Genomic DNA, 20696 nt, shown 5'->3' with positions numbered 1-20696 from the left:
AGAAGAATATGAGTAAGAAAACATGGATTGTTGGTGGAGTTGCGGTTGTGGCAGTGCTTGGAGCAACGATTATTGGTAGGACTTTGTCGGGAGCATCTGCTAAAGGTGCAGATGCAGCTTCGTCTGGACAAGTAACAACTTTAAAAGTTGCCCATACTCAAAACTATGTCCCTTATGATTTTATTGACGAAAAAGGGGAATCAGATGGTTATGAAGTCGCTGTTTTAAAGGCGGTGGATGAGAAATTAGCAGATTATAAATTTGAGTATACTGGAACTAGTGATGATGATCTCTTGATTGGACTTGAGTCTGGCAAGTACGATATTGGAACTAAAGGTGCTTGGTATACAGATGAACGGGCTAAGAAATTCATTATTCCATCTGAGCCAGTAGGAGCCAGCATTATTGGTTTTACTGTCAGAAAAGGAGATGAAGCTAAATATAAGAATATTGATGATTTCGCCAAAAATAAAGGGAAATTAGTACCCATCTCTCCTCAAAATGCCCAGTGGAATGTGATTAATAGCTATAATGACAAGCACAAGGATACACCAATTGAGTTGACAGCTGCTGAATCTTTCAAGGTGGCAGATGCTTATGCTTGGGTTTTAGAAGGACGTTATGATGCTTTCTTTGACATCAAGTTGTCTTTTGAAAAAGCAGTGACAGCAGAGGATGGTTCTTACCACCAATATGCGGACAAACTTAGCTGGTTCCCTTATAAAGGAATTCCAACCTATCCCTTGATTCACCGTGATGAAAAGGGTGAGAAGTTTGCTAAAGAGTATGAAAAAGCGATTAAAGAATTAAAAGAAGATGGAACTCTAGCTAAACTTTCTCAAAAATACTTCAAAGAAGATGTTTTTAGCTACGTTGATAAAGATTAGATGAGCAATCAGGCGTGTTATACTCTTCGAAAATCTCTTCAAACCACGTCAACGTCGCCTTGCCGTAGGTATGGTTACTGACTTTGTCAGTTCTATCCACAACCTCAAAACACTGTTTTGAGCAATATGCGGCTAGTTTCCTAGTTTGCTTTTTGATTTTCATTGAGTATTAGAAAGAGGTTTACATGGTTTCATATGATTTTTCAAGAGTGTTCCAATTTTTACCAACCTTATGGCAGGCTCTTCCTATGACCTTGTCCATTCTCTTTTTTACTACAGTCCTCGGTTCCCTTTTCGGTGGCTTACTGGCTTGGGCTCAAGTGGGAGAAGACAAGACTTTTGCAGGTCTTTCTAAGGGCTATATTTTCACTCTTCGCTGTACTCCCCCTATTGTTTTACTATTCCTTGTCTTTTATGGTTTACCTGAATTTTTAAAATGGTGGCTGAATTTAGATATCAACAACTGGTCTAAGACGGTCTTCGTCTTATTCACCATGGTCTTGCTATTTGCGGCTATCATTGCAGAAGTATTTAAGGCGTCCTATCAGGCAATTCCCAAAGGTCAGATGGAAGCTGGAGTCAGTATTGGTCTGACCCCTAGTCAGACATTTTGGAGAATCATTTTTCCTCAGGCTTTTCAAGTGGCTCTTCCAAATATGACGACCGCTATTCTAAATTTGATGCGGGACGCTTCCCTAGCCTATACGATTGGTTTTGTGGATGTCATGGGAGCTGGGAATCTCTTAATCAGTCGCAATTTGGGGAATTACTCTCTTGAAACCTATACAGCGGTTGCCATTATTTATTGGGGTGTAGCCTTGGCTGTTTCCTTCTTGAGTCGCTTGTTAGAAAAATCTTTGGAAACGAAAGGGAGATAGGATATGGATTTAGACTATATTGCGAAAACTTTTTTAGAGACCTTAAAAGGGGTGCCAACCACCTTAATCATTATGATTGTAGCCATGGTCTTAAGTTTTGGACCAGCCTTGTTTTTAGCTCTGGGACAAATATATAAAGTCAAAGGTGTTCGAACTTTCTCTCTCGTGTATCTAGCTTTTATAAGAGCAACACCTCCGATTTTGCTGATTCTTTTCTTTTATAGTTTGTTTCCGAGTTTGCTCAATCAATTTCTCAAAAGCATAGGGAGTGATGTTGATATCTTTAAACTCAATCCGATCTATTATGCTTTTATTATCTATAGTTTGATGACAACAGGTAGTTTATCAGAAATCTTACGTTCGGCTATTTTGACTGTGGATAAGGGACAATTAGAAGCTGCACAAGCGATTGGTTTAACCACTAGTCAGGCTTATGTGAGGATTGTTTTTCCACAGGCCTTGCAATCAGCCTTGCCCAATCTGGCTAATCTAGTCATAAATATTGTAAAAGGAACCTCTTTGGTCTTTGTGATGACCATTAAGGATATTACAGCCATTGCCCGTGTTGAAGCGTCTTATGGTTATCAGTATTTTGAATCCTATTTTGTGATCTTTTTACAGTACATTCTTATTTGCGGATTGATTCAATGGGGCTTTTCAATCTTAGAGAAACGCTATATTCAAAGAAAAAAGGGACAAGTAGTGCCCAGTACAGGTTTAGCATAGGAGGAGACAATGTTACAAGTAGAACATGTTGCAAAAAAATTTGGAGACAGACAAGTCCTGGAAGATGTTAATCTCAAGGTCAACCAAGGGGATGTGGTTGTAATATTGGGGCCATCTGGATCAGGTAAAACGACTTTTCTCAGATGTCTCAATCATTTAGAAAAAGCCGATAGTGGCTCTTTGAAGCTTGCTGATAAAGAATACGACCTTGGAAAATTGACTAAAAAAGATATTTTAGAAATTCGCAAGAAGACTGCTTTCGTTTTTCAACATTATAATTTATTTGCTAATAAAACGGCCTTGGAAAATATTTTGGAGGGCTTGATTATTGCTCGGAAAATTCCTAAGGAAGAAGCAACAAAACGTGCGGAAGCTGCCTTAGAAAAAGTTGGTTTACTAGCTTATAAAGCTTACTATCCCTCTCAGCTTTCTGGAGGCCAGCAACAACGAATCGGTATTGCGCGTGCCATTGCTGTGAAACCAGAGGTCATTTTATTAGATGAGCCAACATCGGCCTTGGATCCAGAGTTGGTAGGGGATGTTTTAGATGTTTTAAAACAGTTAGCTAAAGAAGGAGTTACTATGGTAGTAGTGACTCATGAGATGGGTTTTGCTAGAGATGTAGCCAATCATGTTATTTTTATGGACGGTGGGAAAATTGTTGAAGAAAATAATGCCCATGATTTCTTTAGTCGTCCAAAAGAAGAACGAACCAAGCAATTTTTGGCACGAATACTCTCGGATGCGACCTATAGTGTAGAATATATGATTTGATAGATAGACTTATCAGGGCAAAAATCAATCCCCCGAGCGTTAAGGCTTGGGGGATAGTTCTATAGGAGGGCTAGTTTAGTTCTCTTTTTTATTTTTTAGTAAGAAACCGAGACCAAGGAGCGCAAGGAGGCTGATTCCTGCAAATAGGAGTTTGTTTTCGTTTTTGATTCCTGTATTTGGAAGTTCAGCTTGTTTATCTGGGGTTGCAGGTATATTTTCCTTGCTAGAGCTTTCTACCGATTCGTTTCGAACCGCTTCTTTTACAGATGATGCTTGTGCTTCTTGTGCTGGTTGTGAAGCTTGTGAACCAGTTGTAGCTTGGCTAGGTTTATTTTCTGAATCAGCTACTGTTGCAGATGGTTTAGTAGAATCAGGTTTAGCTTGTGGAGCTGGATCTTGATGTGCAGGGAGAGAAGCTTCATTTTGATGTTCAGGCTTGGAAGGGCTTGAGTCTGGTTTCTCTTCTGCAGTTGACTCATGGCTAGTTCCATTTTGAGAGACTCGAAGAACAGTAGCTGTAAGGGCATTCAATTTCAAGCCTTTTTCAGTCCATTCAAGTCCTTTCGGGTTGGCAATTCCGACTGGTCCTGCTTGGTTCTCATCTGCCAAAACTTCAGCATTTCTTAGATGGGCAAAGGCAGTTCCCAAATTAAATTCGCGAGCTTTTTCGTCCGCATTGACAAAGACTGCGTAGATATCACCGTTTGGAGCAGTGATTTGGTAGCCAATCACTACATCCTCTTTTTCTACACCATTTTGACCTGGGACAGTGATGAGGTGGACACGGTCTTTAATATCTTGGAGACTCTTAAGTCGGAAGGCATCTGTAGATTGACGAAGGGCAATCAAACCTTTCATGTAGTCACGGCTCTTGACATTTTCAGGATATGCTTTTCCATCTGTAGCCTTAGTCCAGTCAAACTTGTTGACTGCATCGCTAGAATCGTAAGAGTCATGGATGAAGTAAGGATAGTCAAACGGATTGCCATCCTTATCACGCAACAAGTGAGATTTGTTTGGTTGTTTGTCCTCTGCTACTGGAGTCTTGTAGGCTGGGTCACGGAATTGTTTAGTACGTCCATATTCCTGACCGGAGTGGATAAATGGAGTTCCTTGAGCTGTCAAGACCATGAGATTTCCAAGTCGTAAACGACGGTGGATTTCAGCATAGTTCTCAGCCTTGCTTGGGTCTTTTTTGATAGACTGGGCAATGATGTCAAAGAGGGTCAAGTTATCATGGGCTGCGATGTATTGGATGACATCTCCAGGACTGTCTGCTTCAAAGTTGGTTGGTTGAGCAATGAGATTTTTGAAGACAGTGTTGACATCACGCTTGCCACCTGTGATAAAGGCAGGTTGACCTTCGTTTGGATAACCAGATTTGAGGTTGTTACGGATGTCATCTGAAAAGACAGCGACAGTATCGGTATGTTTCATCCAATCTTGGTCAGCAGCTTTAGTAGGCATATTTTCATCACCAGCATAGGTTCTCCAACCTTCACCAAGCATGATTAGGTTTGGATTGAGGGCGCGTGCAGCCTTGTAAGCTTCTTCGATAGAAGCGGCGTCATGGTCTCCCATCATATCGAAACGGAAGCCATCCACTTTGTAGGTATCAACTAGATATTTGATAGAGTCAACTAGGATCCGTTTGCTCATATGGTGGGTTGTCCCCAAGCGTCCACCACCAAAGCTAGTTCGAGGTGTCCCATCAGCATCCATAAAGTGGTAGTAGTTTGGTTCTAAATCTTCAAAGAGATCGACTTTGGCTGTATGGTTATAAACTACGTCTAGGATAGCTCCCATGCCACGTTTGTGGATTTCGTTGATGAGGTTTTTAAATTCTGCGATTCGTTTTTCTGGATTCTTAGGATCGCTTGAGTACATACCAGTCAATGAGAAGTAGTTTTGAGGGTCATATCCCCAGTTGTAGTTGCTGTTGCTTGAAGCATAGTCAGACAAGCGTTCATGGTTTTTCAATTCATTGACAAAGTAGTAAGACAAGACTGGAAGGAGCTGGATGTGGGTCACACCTAAGTCTTTGAGGTAGTCTAGTTTTTCAATAAAGGCTTCAAAGGTACCAAATGGTTTGGTCAAGTCTTTTGCAATGGCAGGATCTGAAGTGAAATCACGCACATGAGCTTCGTAGATAACGGCGTCTTCACGAGTCTTGAAATTGTGAATCTTACCATAAGTTAAGTCTTGCGGTCCGAGTTTAGCTGGATCTACAAAGGCGGCTTTAGCCACTTTATGGGCATCGTCAATCTTGGCATCGTCGCTATTCCAAGCAGCAAGAGATTTAGCGTAAGGATCGAGTGCAAGAACAGTTTTCCCCTGACGCTCGATTTGGTATTGATAGTAGTATCCAGTGAAATCGGTGATTCCGAGTTTGTTTGTGCTGTCTAGAGTTTGTTTCCAAGTTCCTCTTTCCCCTTTTTCAAGAGCGACAGTTCCAACTACTTTGTCAGGGTCATTCTTGTCGTAGACAACGACAGAAACCTTATCAGCACTTGGTGACCAGAGGGTCAAATCAACTTGTTTTCCTTCTTCTTTAAGATCAGCTCCAAGTTTACCATCATAGCTGTAAGCCTCATCTTTCAGGCGCCAGCTTGTTTTGGTAGTGAATTGGCCGGAATTGTAGCTAACAGTATATGGGTGTTTTGTGTCAGAGAAATCTCCGCTGTAGGTCACTTTTTTACCAGCTTCATCTATTGCAACATCGGTGATAGCTACTTTATTTCCTAGGTGATTAGTGATGTTGGAGTGTTTGAGGATATCCTCTTTTTTAGCACCGACAAGTGTTGAAAAACTACTTTCAATGCTAGAAGTTCCTACGTGTTGGGCACCTGTCATACGGATATCATGGACATAGTATGGATTTGTGTAAATTGATTCGTCATCGTCTTTTAGGAAAATTTGGCTATGATTTTTCAAATCTGTAAACTTATAATCTTCTTTACGGATTTTCACGTCGTCTCCTTCTTTGCTCTCATCTAGTAATAAAAATCCAAATTCTCTTGCGGCTTCATTAAGAGGAATGTCGATATAGCGGCCATATTTGCCTGTAGCCGTAAAGTCTGTTCCGTCAGGCCATTGAGCGCTACTTGGATTTTTCACATCTCCCCAGTACCAGAGAGATTTCTTGTCATAGTTGCCATCTGTGCGGTAGTAGTTGACGCGAACAGTTCCTGCAGGCTGTGGCTCGTAAGAGAAAACCTTGTAATCTTGGTCTAACCAAGCCTCGTTCATTTTTGGAACTAGTTTTTCTATAGATTTATCGCCGGTTAGATTTTTTCCAGCTGTATTGTTGATGAGGAAGCTAATTTTCTTGGCTTCTTCTCCCTTTAATTTGACATCTAGGTAATAGCCGTAGTCATCTTTTTTGGCATCCTTGAAGGACAAGGCTCCGTTTGGCCAATTTTCAGATGGTTTTTCAACATCGTCCCAAGTCCATAGTCCTTGAGCATCCTTGTTTTTTTCAGGAAGTTTTTTGACATGGATACGGAAGTAGTTATCTTCGATGGGCTCTTCTGCCTTAGTTTCAGTCGTTACTGGACTAGTGGAAGTAGTTGTCTCACTTGAACGATCTTGTCCAGTTTGTGGTGCTGGATCGGCTGGGCTTGCAACAGGAGTGGTTGCCTCTGTTGCAGGTTTTTCTTCTTTCTCTAGGGAAGCGCTTGCATTATTAGGTGAAGAAAAATCGCTTTCTTTCTTACCAGTGCTAGTTGCTGTATCAGTAAGAGGCTGGGCAAGGGCAGTAGTAGTTTCACTATTATTTGCGTTAGTGGTTGGTGTACTTTCGTCGGCTGAGATAGTTGGTGTAGCCATGGCAAGCAAGACAAGGCTTGCGCCGATAAGGACAGAACCAGTTCCATTTTTGAGGGAACGGATGCTGTAGACCATTTTTTTCTCAGTTTGAGCTGGTGTTTTTCTCATGATGATTCTCCAATCAATAAATTTCTATACCAGTATAGCATGTAGTAAAACAATATGCAAGCGTTTTCCTTTGTTTGTAAAAGAAATTCTTACTTTTGAGAAGTTTTCCGTACTATTTTGTATATCAGTATAAATGATGGAGATAATACTCAATGAAAATCAAAGAGCAAACTAGGAAACTAGCCGCAGGCTGTACTTGAGTACGGCAAGGCGACGTTGACGTGGTTTGAAGAGATTTTCGAAGAGTATAAAATGTCACATAAGACAAGACGTATTATTAGGAAGATGATGTGTTCCCAGCTATTTTTATTCAGAAATTGATCTCTAATATTTCTTTTAAAAAGCTCATCTAGTGAAACTATAAATAGGAAAAGAAAAAAGTTAGTGTTTTTCAAGTGTTATCTAGTTTCCAAACTATAGTATTTACTGGAAATCGAAAGAAAATATCAGAAAAATTCAGCAAACGTTTTCTTCTTATTTTCTTGACTTTTTTGCTGGTTTGTGCTTGACTTTTACTTGAAATTTGATAGACTATAAACAAATAGGAAAACGTATTCATTTAAAAACGGAGGAATAAGGAATGAATCAAGAAAAACGTTTGCATCGCTTTGTCAAAAAGTGTGGACTCGGTGTGTGCAGTGCTGTTGTTGCGGCCTTTTTATTGAACGCTCAGGGAGTAGCTTTGGCTACAGAGCAAGGGAATCGTCCAGTTGAGACAGAAAACATCGCTCGTGGAAAACAAGCTAGTCAAAGTTCTACTGCTTATGGAGGAGCTGCTATACGAGCAGTGGATGGTAATGTTGATAGTGACTATGGGCACATTCTGTAACGCACACAAACTTTGAAGACAATGCTTGGTGGCAAGTTGATCTTGGAAAAACAGAGAATGTTGGAAAAGTTAAACTTTACAATCGTGGAGATGGGAATGTAGCTAATCGTCTTTCCAATTTTGATGTTGTTTTGTTAGATGAAGCAAAACAAGAAGTTGCTCGTCAACACTTTGATAGTTTGAATGGGAAGGCAGAACTTGAAGTTTTCTTCACCGCCAAAGACGCTCGTTATGTAAAAGTGGAGTTGAAAACTAAAAATACTCCATTGAGCTTGGCAGAAGTGGAAGTATTCCGTTCAGCAACAACTCAAGTTGGACAGGACAGAACCGCACCAGTAGTAAATCAAACATCAGCATTGAAAGACTACCTTTTTGGTTTAACTTATAATCCTTTGGATATTTTAACTCGCAAGGGAGAAACCTTAGAAAATCGCTACAACACAAGTGCTAAGGAACAAAATGGAGAGTTTGTCGTTGTAGAAAAAATCAAGAAAACCCTCTCTACAGGCACAGCAGATGTTTCCATCAATGGAAATCAAAATGTCTTCCTAGGTGGCTTGTATAAAGCCAACCAAAATCTGCTAGAAAATCAGCCAGAATTGATTAGTCTTGCCCGTGCAAAGGGGACAGTCAGCGTCGATTTACCTGGTATGATTCAGTCTGACAGCCGAATTGAAGCAGATCCTACAACTAGTGGTATGCAGTCTGCGATGAATACCTTGGTTGAAAGATGGACAAAGAATTACTCATCTAGCCATTCCGTTCCTGCCCGTGTTCAGTATGAATCAACTACAGCCTATAGCATGAACCAATTGAAAGCAAAATTTGGTGCAGACTTTGAAAAAGCAGGCGCACCGCTCAAGATTGACTTTGAGGCTGTGCAAAAGGGTGAAAAGCAAATTGAAGTTGTAAACTTTAAACAAATTTACTATACAGCGACATTTGATGCACCGACCAATCCAGCAGCTGTATTTGACAAGAGTGTGACACCTGAAGATTTAAAACAAAGAGGCGTTGATTCACAAACTCCACCTGTATATGTATCAAACGTTTCTTACGGACGTCAAATCTATGTTAAGTTTGAGTCAACAAGTAAGTCTACTGAATTAAAAGCAGCTATTAATGCGGTTATCAAAGGTGCAACAATTGCTCCAAATTCTGAATGGAGCCGTCTATTGAAGAATACTTCTGTAACAGCAGTAATTGTAGGAGGTAATGCTAGCGGTGCTGCCAAAGTTGTCACAGGAACAGTCGAAAACTTGAAGGAACTCATCAGAGAAGGAGCTAACTTTAGCGCTCAAAGTCCAGCTGTGCCAATCTCATATAAGACTGCCTTCCTAAAAGATAATGCCCAAGCAACTTTACAAAATAGTACAGACTATATCGAAACGAAGGTTACTTCTTACAAAAATGGTTTCTTGAAACTTCATCATAAGGGTGCTTATGTTGCGCGTTACTACATTTATTGGGATGAAATTACATATGATGAACAAGGAAATCCAGAAATCCGTTCACGTCAATGGGAAGATAACGGAAAAAACAGAACTTCAGGCTTCCAAACAGAGATTCAATTTAGAGGAAATGTCCGTAATCTTCGTATCAAGGTTCAAGAAAAGACAGGTCTTGTATGGGAACCATGGCGTACAGTTTACAACCGCACAGACTTACCACTAGTACAACAGCGTACAATTACACATTGGGGAACAACTCTAAACCCTAAAGTTGATGAAAAAATTGTGAATGAGTAACGATTTGATTTACTTGATTCGATAGTAAACAGTGAAGAGGAGGAACTTCGATTCCTCCTCTTTTATGATTGACTTTTGAGAGAATGAAAAGATGAAAAGATGAAAAGAGGAACTTCTATAGTAGCTTGAAACTAGAATAGTACGTTGTTGCTATTAAAACATTTCTAGAAATTAAGTTGACTTTCCCAATAGATTTGTTCATGTCTTATTTCAATTCAATATAAAACTAACTTCCAGTTTTCCACAACCTAGCTTTTAGTAAGAGAAAAACGCGTTGTTACAGATATCAGGAGCTTTGTCGAGTAGTGGGCAATCCGTGTAATCAGATTTGACGGATGTTGGATGCATGATGCGATTGCGCTTGATTTCCTTTGAAATCTTTGACGGGCCTTTTCCCATATTCTCAACGATGGAACGGAAAAGTCTCATACTTAATTCCACTATAAAAATCCGTTTTAGACTAATTTCCACTTTGGTCAGGCAAATGGAAGTTACTTTGAGAAGTTAGCTTAGGAAAAGATTAACAATAAAAAAGAAAAATATCTTGACAATGAAGCGGAAATTGTGTTACAATAATAGACGGTACTTTTTACTTTTGGTCTCTCAAGAGTGTACAGGGACGTGCTGACAAATGTTGCAAAAGTACACACAGATGATAGCTGTCACCAAGTGTATCATCACCAAAAATAAAAAAACACAGGAGAATGTAGATGCCTACAATTAACCAATTGGTTCGCAAACCGCGTAAATCAAAAGTAGAAAAATCTAAATCACCAGCTTTGAACGTTGGTTACAACAGTCATAAAAAAGTTCAAACAAACGTTTCTTCACCACAAAAACGTGGTGTTGCAACTCGTGTTGGAACAATGACACCTAAAAAACCTAACTCAGCCCTTCGTAAATTCGCTCGTGTACGTTTGAGCAACCTTATCGAAGTTACTGCCTACATCCCAGGTATCGGACACAACTTGCAAGAACACAGCGTGGTTCTTCTTCGTGGTGGACGTGTAAAAGACCTTCCAGGGGTACGTTACCATATCGTCCGTGGTGCACTTGATACTGCAGGTGTTAACGATCGTAAACAAGGCCGTTCTAAATACGGTACTAAACGTCCAAAAGCATAAGGAAAGGGGATAAAGAGAAATGAGTCGTAAAAATAGAGCTCCAAAACGTGACGTATTGCCAGATCCGCTTTACAATTCACAACTAGTTACTCGTCTTATCAACCGCGTTATGCTTGACGGTAAACGTGGTACAGCTGCTTCAATCGTTTACGGTGCTTTTGAGCAAATCAAAGAAGCTACTGGCAACGATGCACTTGAAGTATTTGAAACAGCTATGGAAAACATCATGCCTGTACTTGAAGTACGTGCACGTCGTGTTGGTGGTTCTAACTACCAAGTCCCAGTTGAAGTTCGTCCAGAACGTCGTACAACACTTGGACTTCGTTGGTTGGTAACAATCGCTCGTCTTCGCGGTGAACACACAATGCAAGACCGTCTTGCAAAAGAAATCTTGGATGCTGCTAACAACACTGGTGCAGCTGTTAAGAAACGTGAAGACACTCACCGTATGGCTGAAGCTAACCGTGCATTCGCACACTTCCGTTGGTAAGATTAAGATACTAAGGGCGTTAAAAAAGCGACTGAAAATTAGGAAGCTTGACGAAGAATCGAAGATTCTAGGAGAGCTTATCTATTTTCCGAGCTTTTAGCCCGGGTTCAAATTAGCTAAATCGATTAGTATTAGCTATAACTCAACTTACCAGCTCGTAAGTTGAAACCAACAATAGCATGAAAACATTGAGAACGGGTAGGTCCTGCCTATCCGTTTTTATTAAAATCGTGTTATAATAGAATAGAAATCAAAAATAAATAGGAGAAACAAACCTCATGGCACGCGAATTTTCACTTGAAAAAACTCGTAATATCGGTATCATGGCTCACGTCGATGCCGGTAAAACAACAACTACTGAGCGTATTCTTTACTACACTGGTAAAATCCACAAAATCGGTGAAACTCACGAAGGTGCGTCACAAATGGACTGGATGGAGCAAGAGCAAGAACGTGGTATCACTATCACATCTGCTGCAACAACAGCTCAATGGAACAACCACCGTGTAAACATCATCGACACACCAGGACACGTGGACTTCACAATCGAAGTACAACGTTCTCTTCGTGTATTGGATGGTGCAGTTACCGTTCTTGACTCACAATCAGGTGTTGAGCCTCAAACTGAAACAGTTTGGCGTCAAGCAACTGAGTATGGAGTTCCACGTATCGTATTTGCCAACAAAATGGACAAAATCGGTGCTGACTTCCTTTACTCTGTAAGCACACTTCACGATCGTCTTCAAGCAAATGCCCACCCAATCCAATTGCCAATCGGTTCTGAAGATGACTTCCGTGGTATCATTGACTTGATCAAGATGAAAGCTGAAATCTATACGAACGACCTTGGTACGGATATCCTTGAAGAAGACATCCCAGCTGAATACCTTGACCAAGCTCAAGAATACCGTGAAAAATTGATTGAAGCAGTTGCTGAAACTGACGAAGAATTGATGATGAAATACCTCGAAGGTGAAGAAATCACTAACGAAGAATTGAAAGCTGGTATCCGTAAAGCGACTATCAACGTTGAATTCTTCCCAGTATTGTGTGGTTCAGCCTTCAAAAACAAAGGTGTTCAATTGATGCTTGATGCAGTTATCGACTACCTTCCAAGCCCACTTGACATCCCAGCAATCAAAGGTATTAACCCAGATACAGACGCTGAAGAAACTCGTCCAGCATCTGACGAAGAGCCATTTGCAGCTCTTGCCTTCAAGATCATGACTGACCCATTCGTAGGTCGTTTGACATTCTTCCGTGTTTACTCAGGTGTTCTTCAATCAGGTTCATACGTATTGAATACTTCTAAAGGTAAACGTGAACGTATCGGACGTATCCTTCAAATGCACGCTAACAGCCGTCAAGAAATCGACACTGTTTACTCAGGTGATATCGCTGCTGCCGTTGGTTTGAAAGATACTACAACTGGTGACTCATTGACAGATGAAAAATCTAAAATCATCCTTGAGTCAATCAACGTTCCAGAACCAGTTATCCAATTGATGGTTGAGCCAAAATCTAAAGCTGACCAAGACAAGATGGGTATCGCCCTTCAAAAATTGGCTGAAGAAGATCCAACATTCCGCGTTGAAACAAACGTTGAAACTGGTGAAACAGTTATCTCAGGTATGGGTGAACTTCACCTTGACGTCCTTGTTGATCGTATGCGTCGTGAGTTCAAAGTTGAAGCGAACGTAGGTGCTCCTCAAGTATCTTACCGTGAAACATTCCGCGCTTCTACTCAAGCACGTGGATTCTTCAAACGTCAGTCTGGTGGTAAAGGTCAATTCGGTGATGTGTGGATTGAATTTACTCCAAACGAAGAAGGTAAAGGATTCGAATTCGAAAACGCAATCGTCGGTGGTGTGGTTCCTCGTGAATTTATCCCAGCGGTTGAAAAAGGTTTGGTAGAATCTATGGCTAACGGTGTTCTTGCAGGTTACCCAATGGTTGACGTTAAAGCTAAGCTTTATGATGGTTCATATCACGATGTCGACTCATCTGAAACTGCCTTCAAGATTGCGGCTTCACTTTCCCTTAAAGAAGCTGCTAAATCAGCACAACCAGCTATCCTTGAACCAATGATGCTTGTAACAATCACTGTTCCAGAAGAAAACCTTGGTGATGTTATGGGTCACGTAACTGCTCGTCGTGGACGTGTAGATGGTATGGAAGCACACGGTAACAGCCAAATCGTTCGTGCTTACGTTCCACTTGCTGAAATGTTCGGTTACGCAACAGTTCTTCGTTCTGCATCTCAAGGACGTGGTACATTCATGATGGTATTTGACCACTACGAAGATGTACCTAAGTCAGTACAAGAAGAAATTATTAAGAAAAATAAAGGTGAAGACTAATCCGTCCTCACTCTAGAAGGAAGTCACTTAGTGGCTTCCTTTTGTCTTTAGAAAATACCTCTAAATATGGTAAAATAGTAGAAGAATAATGTGAGGAAAATGAATGTCAAATAGTTTTGAAATTTTGATGAATCAATTGGGGATGCCTGCTGAAATGAGACAGGCTCCTGCTTTAGCACAGGCTAATATTGAGCGAGTTGTGGTTCATAAAATTAGTAAGGTATGGGAGTTTCATTTCGTATTTTCTAATATTTTACCGATTGAAATCTTTTTAGAATTAAAGAAAGGTTTGAGCGAAGAATTTTCTAAGACAGGCAATAAAGCTGTTTTTGAAATTAAGGCTCGGTCTCAAGAATTTTCAAATCAGCTCTTGCAGTCCTACTATAGGGAGGCTTTCTCTGAAGGTCCATGTGCTAGTCAAGGTTTTAAGTCCCTTTATCAAAATTTGCAAGTTCGTGCTGAGGGTAATCAGCTATTTATTGAAGGATCTGAAGCGATTGATAAGGAACATTTTAAGAAGAATCATCTTCCTAATTTAGCCAAACAACTTGAAAAGTTTGGTTTTCCAACTTTTAACTGTCAAGTCGAGAAGAATGATGTCCTGACCCAAGAGCAGGAAGAGGCCTTTCATGCTGAAAATGAGCAGATTGTTCAAGCTGCCAATGAGGAAGCGCTCCGTGCTATGGAACAACTGGAGCAGATGGCACCTCCTCCAGCGGAAGAGAAACCAGTCTTTGATTTTCAAGCGAAAAAAGCTGCAGCTAAACCCAAGCTGGATAAGGCGGAGATTACTCCTATGATCGAAGTGACGACAGAGGAAAATCGTCTGGTATTTGAAGGGGTTGTTTTTAATGTGGAGCAAAAAGTGACTAGAACAGGTCGTGTTTTAATCAACTTTAAAATGACGGACTATACTTCAAGTTTTTCTATGCAAAAGTGGGTTAAAAACGAGGAAGAGGCCCAGAAGTTTGACCTCATCAAGAAGAATTCTTGGCTCCGAGTTCGAGGGAATGTGGAGATGAATAACTTCACACGCGATTTGACTATGAACGTACAGGATCTGCAGGAAGTTGTTCACTATGAGCGGAAGGATTTGATGCCAGAAGGTGAGCGTCGGGTTGAGTTTCATGCTCATACTAACATGTCGACTATGGATGCTTTGCCAGAGGTCGAAGAGATTGTTGCAACAGCTGCTAAGTGGGGACACAAGGCGGTTGCTATCACGGACCATGGGAATGTCCAGTCCTTTCCACATGGCTATAAGGCGGCTAAGAAAGCGGGAATCCAGCTGATCTATGGAATGGAAGCCAATATCGTGGAGGACCGTGTCCCTATCGTCTATAACGAAGTGGAGATGGACTTGTCAGAAGCAACCTACGTGGTCTTTGACGTGGAAACGACGGGACTTTCAGCTATCTATAATGACTTGATTCAGGTTGCGGCCTCTAAGATGTACAAGGGGAATGTTATTGCTGAATTTGATGAATTTATCAATCCTGGGCATCCCTTGTCAGCTTTTACTACAGAGTTAACTGGAATTACAGATGATCATGTCAAAAATGCCAAACCACTAGAACAAGTTTTGCAAGAATTCCAAGAATTTTGCAAGGATACGGTCCTAGTTGCCCACAATGCTACCTTTGACGTTGGCTTTATGAATGCTAATTATGAGCGTCATGATCTTCCAAAGATTAGTCAGCCAGTTATTGATACGCTGGAGTTTGCTAGAAACCTCTATCCTGAGTATAAACGCCATGGTTTGGGGCCTTTGACCAAGCGTTTTGGTGTGGCCTTGGAACATCACCACATGGCCAACTACGATGCGGAAGCGACTGGTCGTCTGCTTTTCATCTTTATCAAAGAGGTAGCAGAAAAACATGGTGTGACCGATTTAGATAGACTCAACATTGATCTAATCAGTCCAGATTCTTACAAAAAAGCTCGGATCAAGCATGCGACCATCTATGTCAAGAATCAGGTAGGTCTAAAAAATATCTTTAAGCTGGTTTCCTTGTCTAATACCAAGTATTTTGAAGGAGTGCCACGGATTCCGAGAACGGTTCTAGATGCCCATCGAGAGGGCTTGATTTTAGGTTCAGCCTGTTCAGAGGGTGAAGTTTTTGACGTGGTCGTTTCTCAAGGTGTGGATGCGGCGGTTGAGGTGGCCAAGTATTATGACTTTATCGAGGTCATGCCACCGGCTATCTATGCGCCCTTGATTGCCAAAGAGCAGGTCAAGGATATGGAGGAACTCCAGACCATTATCAAGAGTTTGATAGAGGTTGGAGATCGCCTTGGCAAGCCTGTTCTGGCTACGGGAAATGTTCACTATATCGAACCGGAAGAAGAGGTTTATCGTGAAATTATCGTCCGTAGTTTGGGACAGGGTGCGATGATTAACCGAACTATCGGTCATGGTGAACATGCCCAACCAGCGCCACTTCCAAAGGCTCATTTTCGAACGACTAATGAGATGTTGGATGAATTTGCCTTTTTGGGAGAGGAACTGGCTCGTAAACTGGTTATTGAAAACACCAATGCCTTGGCAGAAATATTTGAACCCGTTGAAGTCGTTAAGGGTGACTTGTATACGCCTTTCATCGACAAGGCTGAAGAAACAGTTGCTGAGTTGACCTATAAGAAAGCTTTTGAGATTTATGGGAATCCGCTGCCAGATATTGTTGATTTGCGGATTGAAAAAGAATTAACATCCATACTGGGGAATGGATTTGCTGTGATTTATTTGGCATCGCAGATGCTGGTGCAACGTTCTAATGAACGGGGTTATTTGGTTGGTTCTCGTGGATCTGTTGGTTCCAGTTTCGTTGCGACTATGATTGGGATTACGGAGGTTAATCCTCTCTCTCCTCACTATGTCTGTGGTCAGTGTCAGTATAGTGAGTTTATCACCGATGGATCTTACGGTTCAGGTTTTGATATGCCCAATAAGGACTGTCCAAACTGTGGTCACAAACTCAGCAAAAATGGGCAAGATATTCCTTTCGAGACCTTCCTTGGTTTTGATGGGGATAAGGTTCCTGATATTGACTTGAACTTTTCGGGAGAAGACCAGCCTAGCGCCCACTTGGATGTGCGTGATATCTTTGGTGAGGAATATGCCTTCCGTGCAGGAACGGTTGGTACGGTGGCTGCCAAGACTGCCTATGGCTTTGTAAAGGGCTATGAGCGAGATTATGGCAAGTTTTATCGTGACGCAGAGGTAGAACGCCTCGCTCAAGGTGCCGCTGGTGTCAAGCGGACAACAGGACAACACCCGGGGGGAATCGTTGTTATTCCTAACTACATGGATGTCTATGATTTTACGCCTGTCCAGTATCCAGCAGATGATGTGACGGCTGAATGGCAGACCACTCACTTTAACTTCCACGATATCGATGAGAATGTCCTCAAGCTAGATGTTCTAGGACATGATGATCCGACCATGATTCGGAAACTTCAGGATTTGTCTGGGATTGACCCTAATGAAATTCCTATGGATGACGAAGGCGTGATGGCACTCTTTTCTGGGACTGATGTGCTAGGAGTAACACCTGAGCAAATCGGAACGCCTACGGGTATGCTGGGGATTCCAGAGTTTGGAACCAACTTTGTCCGAGGCATGGTAGATGAAACCCATCCGACGACTTTTGCGGAGTTGCTTCAGCTCTCAGGTCTATCCCATGGTACAGATGTCTGGTTGGGAAATGCCCAAGATTTGATTAAGCAAGGAATAGCAGACCTATCGACTGTTATTGGTTGTCGGGACGACATCATGGTTTACCTCATGCATGCTGGTCTCGAACCTAAGATGGCCTTTACCATCATGGAACGGGTACGTAAGGGCTTGTGGCTCAAGATTTCCGAAGAGGAGCGAAATGGCTACATCGAAGCCATGAAGGCCAATAAGGTGCCAGAGTGGTATATCGAATCCTGTGGGAAAATTAAGTACATGTTCCCTAAAGCCCATGCGGCAGCCTACGTTATGATGGCCTTGCGTGTAGCTTACTTCAAGGTTCATCATCCCATTTATTATTACTGTGCTTACTTCTCAATCCGTGCTAAAGCCTTTGATATTAAGACTATGGGTGCGGGCTTGGATGCCATCAAACGCAGAATGGAAGAAATCTCTGAAAAACGGAAGAACAATGAGGCCTCTAATGTGGAGATTGACCTCTATACAACTCTTGAGATTGTCAATGAAATGTGGGAACGTGGTTTCAAGTTTGGCAAACTCGATCTCTATCGTAGTCAGGCGACAGAGTTCCTTATCGATGGGGATACCCTCATTCCGCCATTTGTAGCAATGGATGGTCTGGGAGAGAACGTTGCTAAGCAGTTGGTGCGAGCGCGTGAAGAGGGAGAATTCCTCTCTAAAACAGAACTACGCAAGCGTGGAGGGCTCTCATCAACCTTGGTTGAAAAGATGGATGAGATGGGGATTCTCGGCAATATGCCAGAGGATAACCAGTTGAGTTTGTTTGATGAGTTGTTTTAATAGTTTGAAATGTCTTGTGTAGGTTTGAGGTTGTATCATGATGGAAAAGAAAAAAGAGCAACACCCTGGAAACCAGGGAAAGTTATTTCCATAAGTTTGCGAAATGGCGTTTACGTATTAGCACAAATGGTGCGTGATCCCTATCTGGTATTTTTCAACCATTTTAACGAGGAAAATAATTGGAAGGGAGTGACCTTGAAAGAGGAGGATATCCTCTTTTGTAAGGCTGTTACTCGCCAGTTTCTACGCTATAGTCCTGTAGCGATTGTCAAAGAAGTTACCCCCCTGTTAAATTATGAACTGCCTAAAGAATGGATTTATAGCCATATTGGAGGGCATCCTATTACTGTTTCGGTAAAGGGAAGGGAGCGCCAACTTGTTGGTTTTGGTAGACGTTGTTCTTTGGTCCTGGCGGATAAAGACAGTGGACTACCAGAAGATAATCCACTTATGGGACTCTTCCAAACCTATATCATATCAGATATCAAAGAACAGGATTGGGATCGGGTAGGTCAGGCTGAACTTATGTCTATTGAAGTATTTCCAACACTCAACGAACGTCTCTATCTTTGCTTTCTTTATGGAAAAAATATAAATCCAGAACAAGATATCTCTTTAGGAAAGCCTCTGCCTGATGACTATGAAACCTATATAGATATCCTCACAAATAGTCCAGAGGCACGACGCCTCTACCTAGGAGAGCATGAAGAATAAGAAAGGACATTTCATGAAACTAAGAATTTTTGCGGAAGATAAACCAGCTGAAAAAGTCTTTGAGTATCAATTAGACCTTGCTGATCAGACAATTCTTCTATCAACAGCACTTTTGTCAGGTGTCATTGCTTTAGCAGGATTATTCTCTGCTGTGAAAGAAAAATAAAAATAGAAAAGAGAAAATTACATGGTTTTACCAAATTTTAAAGAAAATCTAGAAAAATATGCGAAATTGTTGGTTGCGAACGGAATTAACGTGCAACCTGGTCACACTTTGGCTCTCTCTATTGATGTGGAGCAACGTGAATTGGCTCACTTAATCGTCAAAGAAGCTTATGCCTTGGGTGCGCATGAGGTTATCGTTCAGTGGACAGATGATGTCATTAACCGTGAGAAATTCCTCCATGCCCCGATGGAGCGTTTGGACAATGTGCCAGAATACAAGATTGCTGAAATGAACTATCTCTTGGAGAACAAGGCTAGCCGTCTTGGAGTTCGTTCATCTGATCCAGGTGCCTTGAACGGAGTGGATGCTGACAAGCTTTCAGCTTCTGCTAAAGCTATGGGACTTGCCATGAAGCCTATGCGTATCGCAACTCAATCTAACAAGGTTAGCTGGACTGTAGCAGCTGCAGCAGGACTTGAGTGGGCTAAGAAAGTCTTTCCAAATGCTGCGAGCGATGAAGAAGCAGTCGATCTCCTTTGGGACCAAATCTTTAAAACTTGCCGTGTCTATGAAGAAGATCCTGTTAAGGCTTGGGAAAATCATGCAGCTATCCTTAAGAGCAAGGCTGATATGCTTAATAAAGAACAATTTTCAGCCCTTCACTACACAGCGCCAGGGACTGATTTGACCCTTGGTTTGCCGAAGAACCACGTTTGGGAATCAGCTGGTGCTATCAATGCACAGGGCGAAGGTTTCTTGCCAAATATGCCGACAGAAGAAGTCTTTACAGCTCCAGACTTCCGTCGTGCAGATGGTTATGTAACCTCTACAAAACCGCTTAGTTATAACGGAAACATTATTGAAGGTATTAAGGTGACCTTTAAGGATGGAGAAATCATAGATATTACTGCTGAGAAGGGTGATCAGGTTATGAAGGATCTTGTCTTTGAAAATGCGGGTGCGCGTGCCTTGGGTGAATGTGCCTTGGTACCAGATCCAAGCCCAATTTCTCAGTCAGGTATTACCTTCTTTAACACTCTTTTCGATGAAAATGCGTCAAATCACTTGGCTATCGGTGCAGCCTATGCGACTAGCGTCGTTGGTGGAGCGGAGATGAGCGAAGAGGAGCTTGAAGCTGCAGGGCTTAACCGTTCAGATGTTCACGTAGACTTTATGATTGGTTCTAACCAAATGGATATCGATGGTATTCGTGAGGATGGAACGCGAGTACCTCTTTTCCGTAATGGGAATTGGGCAAATTAAGGAGATAATATGTTAGGAAGTATGTTCGTTGGTCTCCTAGTGGAATTTTTAGCAGGTACTCTGACCAATCGTGGAGAGCGAATGGGATGTTTTGGAAAAATGTTTCTCGGTTGGATCGGAGCCTTTCTAGGTCACTTGCTCTTTGGAACTTGGGGGCCAGTTTTATCAGGAACAGCTATTATCCCAGCTGTTTTAGGTTCCATGATTGTCTTAGCAATTTTCTGGAGACGAGGAAGTTAATTTCTTAAATCTGATACTCAATGAAAATCAAAGAGCAAACTAGGAAACTAGCCGCAGGTTGCTCAA

Annotated in this window: 13 protein-coding genes and 2 pseudogenes; 13 read left to right on the top strand and 2 right to left on the bottom strand. The window is 41.6% G+C overall.

Going from position 1 to position 20696, the window contains the following annotated elements; translation table 11 throughout:
* Nucleotides 1-8 precede the first annotated feature (8 nt).
* The 4 genes from HT691_RS00720 to HT691_RS00705 all read left to right on the top strand — a co-directional run bounded on the left by HT691_RS00720 (nucleotide 9) and on the right by HT691_RS00705 (nucleotide 3265).
* Complete coding sequence (locus HT691_RS00720) at nucleotides 9-887, top strand: transporter substrate-binding domain-containing protein (protein ID WP_023932529.1); 879 nt, start codon at nucleotides 9-11, stop codon at nucleotides 885-887.
* Between the two features lie 185 nt (nucleotides 888-1072).
* Nucleotides 1073-1765, top strand: a complete 693-nt coding sequence (locus HT691_RS00715) for an amino acid ABC transporter permease (RefSeq protein ID WP_172921644.1) — start codon at nucleotides 1073-1075, stop codon at nucleotides 1763-1765.
* Nucleotides 1766-1768: 3 nt separating this feature from the next.
* On the top strand, nucleotides 1769-2491 hold the full coding sequence (locus tag HT691_RS00710; protein WP_023932533.1) for an amino acid ABC transporter permease: 723 nt from the start codon (nucleotides 1769-1771) through the stop codon (nucleotides 2489-2491).
* A gap of 9 nt (nucleotides 2492-2500) precedes the next feature.
* Complete coding sequence (locus tag HT691_RS00705) at nucleotides 2501-3265, top strand: amino acid ABC transporter ATP-binding protein (RefSeq protein WP_166728064.1); 765 nt, start codon at nucleotides 2501-2503, stop codon at nucleotides 3263-3265.
* A 75-nt stretch (nucleotides 3266-3340) separates the two neighbouring features.
* On the opposite strand, the gene spuA is transcribed toward HT691_RS00705, so the two are convergent.
* A complete protein-coding gene (spuA, locus tag HT691_RS00700) occupies nucleotides 3341-7201 on the bottom strand; it encodes an LPXTG-anchored pullulanase SpuA (RefSeq protein WP_172925224.1) in 3861 nt (1286 codons plus the stop codon).
* A gap of 580 nt (nucleotides 7202-7781) precedes the next feature.
* Here spuA and HT691_RS00695 point away from each other — a divergent pair.
* Nucleotides 7782-9778 (top strand): annotated as a pseudogene (locus HT691_RS00695) (thiol-activated cytolysin family protein).
* 273 nt (nucleotides 9779-10051) lie between these two features.
* Here the strand turns inward: HT691_RS00695 and HT691_RS00690 are convergent.
* Nucleotides 10052-10198 (bottom strand): annotated as a pseudogene (locus tag HT691_RS00690) (IS30 family transposase); the annotation flags it as partial.
* Between the two features lie 290 nt (nucleotides 10199-10488).
* Here HT691_RS00690 and rpsL point away from each other — a divergent pair.
* The 8 genes from rpsL to HT691_RS00650 all read left to right on the top strand — a co-directional run bounded on the left by rpsL (nucleotide 10489) and on the right by HT691_RS00650 (nucleotide 20630).
* A complete protein-coding gene (gene rpsL, locus HT691_RS00685; RefSeq protein ID WP_001142332.1) occupies nucleotides 10489-10902 on the top strand; it encodes a 30S ribosomal protein S12 in 414 nt (137 codons plus the stop codon).
* Nucleotides 10903-10921: 19 nt separating this feature from the next.
* The gene (gene rpsG, locus HT691_RS00680) at nucleotides 10922-11392 is read left to right on the top strand and encodes a 30S ribosomal protein S7 (protein WP_000087873.1); all 471 of its coding nucleotides are present in this window, start codon (nucleotides 10922-10924) and stop codon (nucleotides 11390-11392) included.
* A gap of 278 nt (nucleotides 11393-11670) precedes the next feature.
* A complete protein-coding gene (fusA, locus tag HT691_RS00675; RefSeq protein WP_000090347.1) occupies nucleotides 11671-13752 on the top strand; it encodes an elongation factor G in 2082 nt (693 codons plus the stop codon).
* A gap of 103 nt (nucleotides 13753-13855) precedes the next feature.
* Complete coding sequence (locus tag HT691_RS00670; protein WP_054392888.1) at nucleotides 13856-18247, top strand: PolC-type DNA polymerase III; 4392 nt, start codon at nucleotides 13856-13858, stop codon at nucleotides 18245-18247.
* A gap of 9 nt (nucleotides 18248-18256) precedes the next feature.
* The gene (locus HT691_RS00665; RefSeq protein WP_023935610.1) at nucleotides 18257-18961 is read left to right on the top strand and encodes a hypothetical protein; all 705 of its coding nucleotides are present in this window, start codon (nucleotides 18257-18259) and stop codon (nucleotides 18959-18961) included.
* Between the two features lie 13 nt (nucleotides 18962-18974).
* Nucleotides 18975-19127, top strand: coding sequence for a hypothetical protein (locus HT691_RS00660; protein WP_031222513.1), 153 nt, complete (start codon nucleotides 18975-18977; stop codon nucleotides 19125-19127).
* 21 nt (nucleotides 19128-19148) lie between these two features.
* Nucleotides 19149-20390 carry an aminopeptidase gene (locus HT691_RS00655; protein ID WP_054392889.1) on the top strand — a complete coding sequence of 414 codons (1242 nt, stop codon included), beginning with the start codon at nucleotides 19149-19151 and terminating at the stop codon, nucleotides 20388-20390.
* Between the two features lie 9 nt (nucleotides 20391-20399).
* The gene (locus HT691_RS00650; RefSeq protein ID WP_000901564.1) at nucleotides 20400-20630 is read left to right on the top strand and encodes a GlsB/YeaQ/YmgE family stress response membrane protein; all 231 of its coding nucleotides are present in this window, start codon (nucleotides 20400-20402) and stop codon (nucleotides 20628-20630) included.
* Nucleotides 20631-20696 lie beyond the last annotated feature (66 nt).

The organism is Streptococcus sp. 477 (genome assembly GCF_013277295.1).
Taxonomy (GTDB): Bacteria; Bacillota; Bacilli; order Lactobacillales; family Streptococcaceae; genus Streptococcus; species Streptococcus pseudopneumoniae.
Note: the sequence above shows the minus strand (reverse complement) of the source record. Positions and strands in the feature narration are given on the sequence as shown.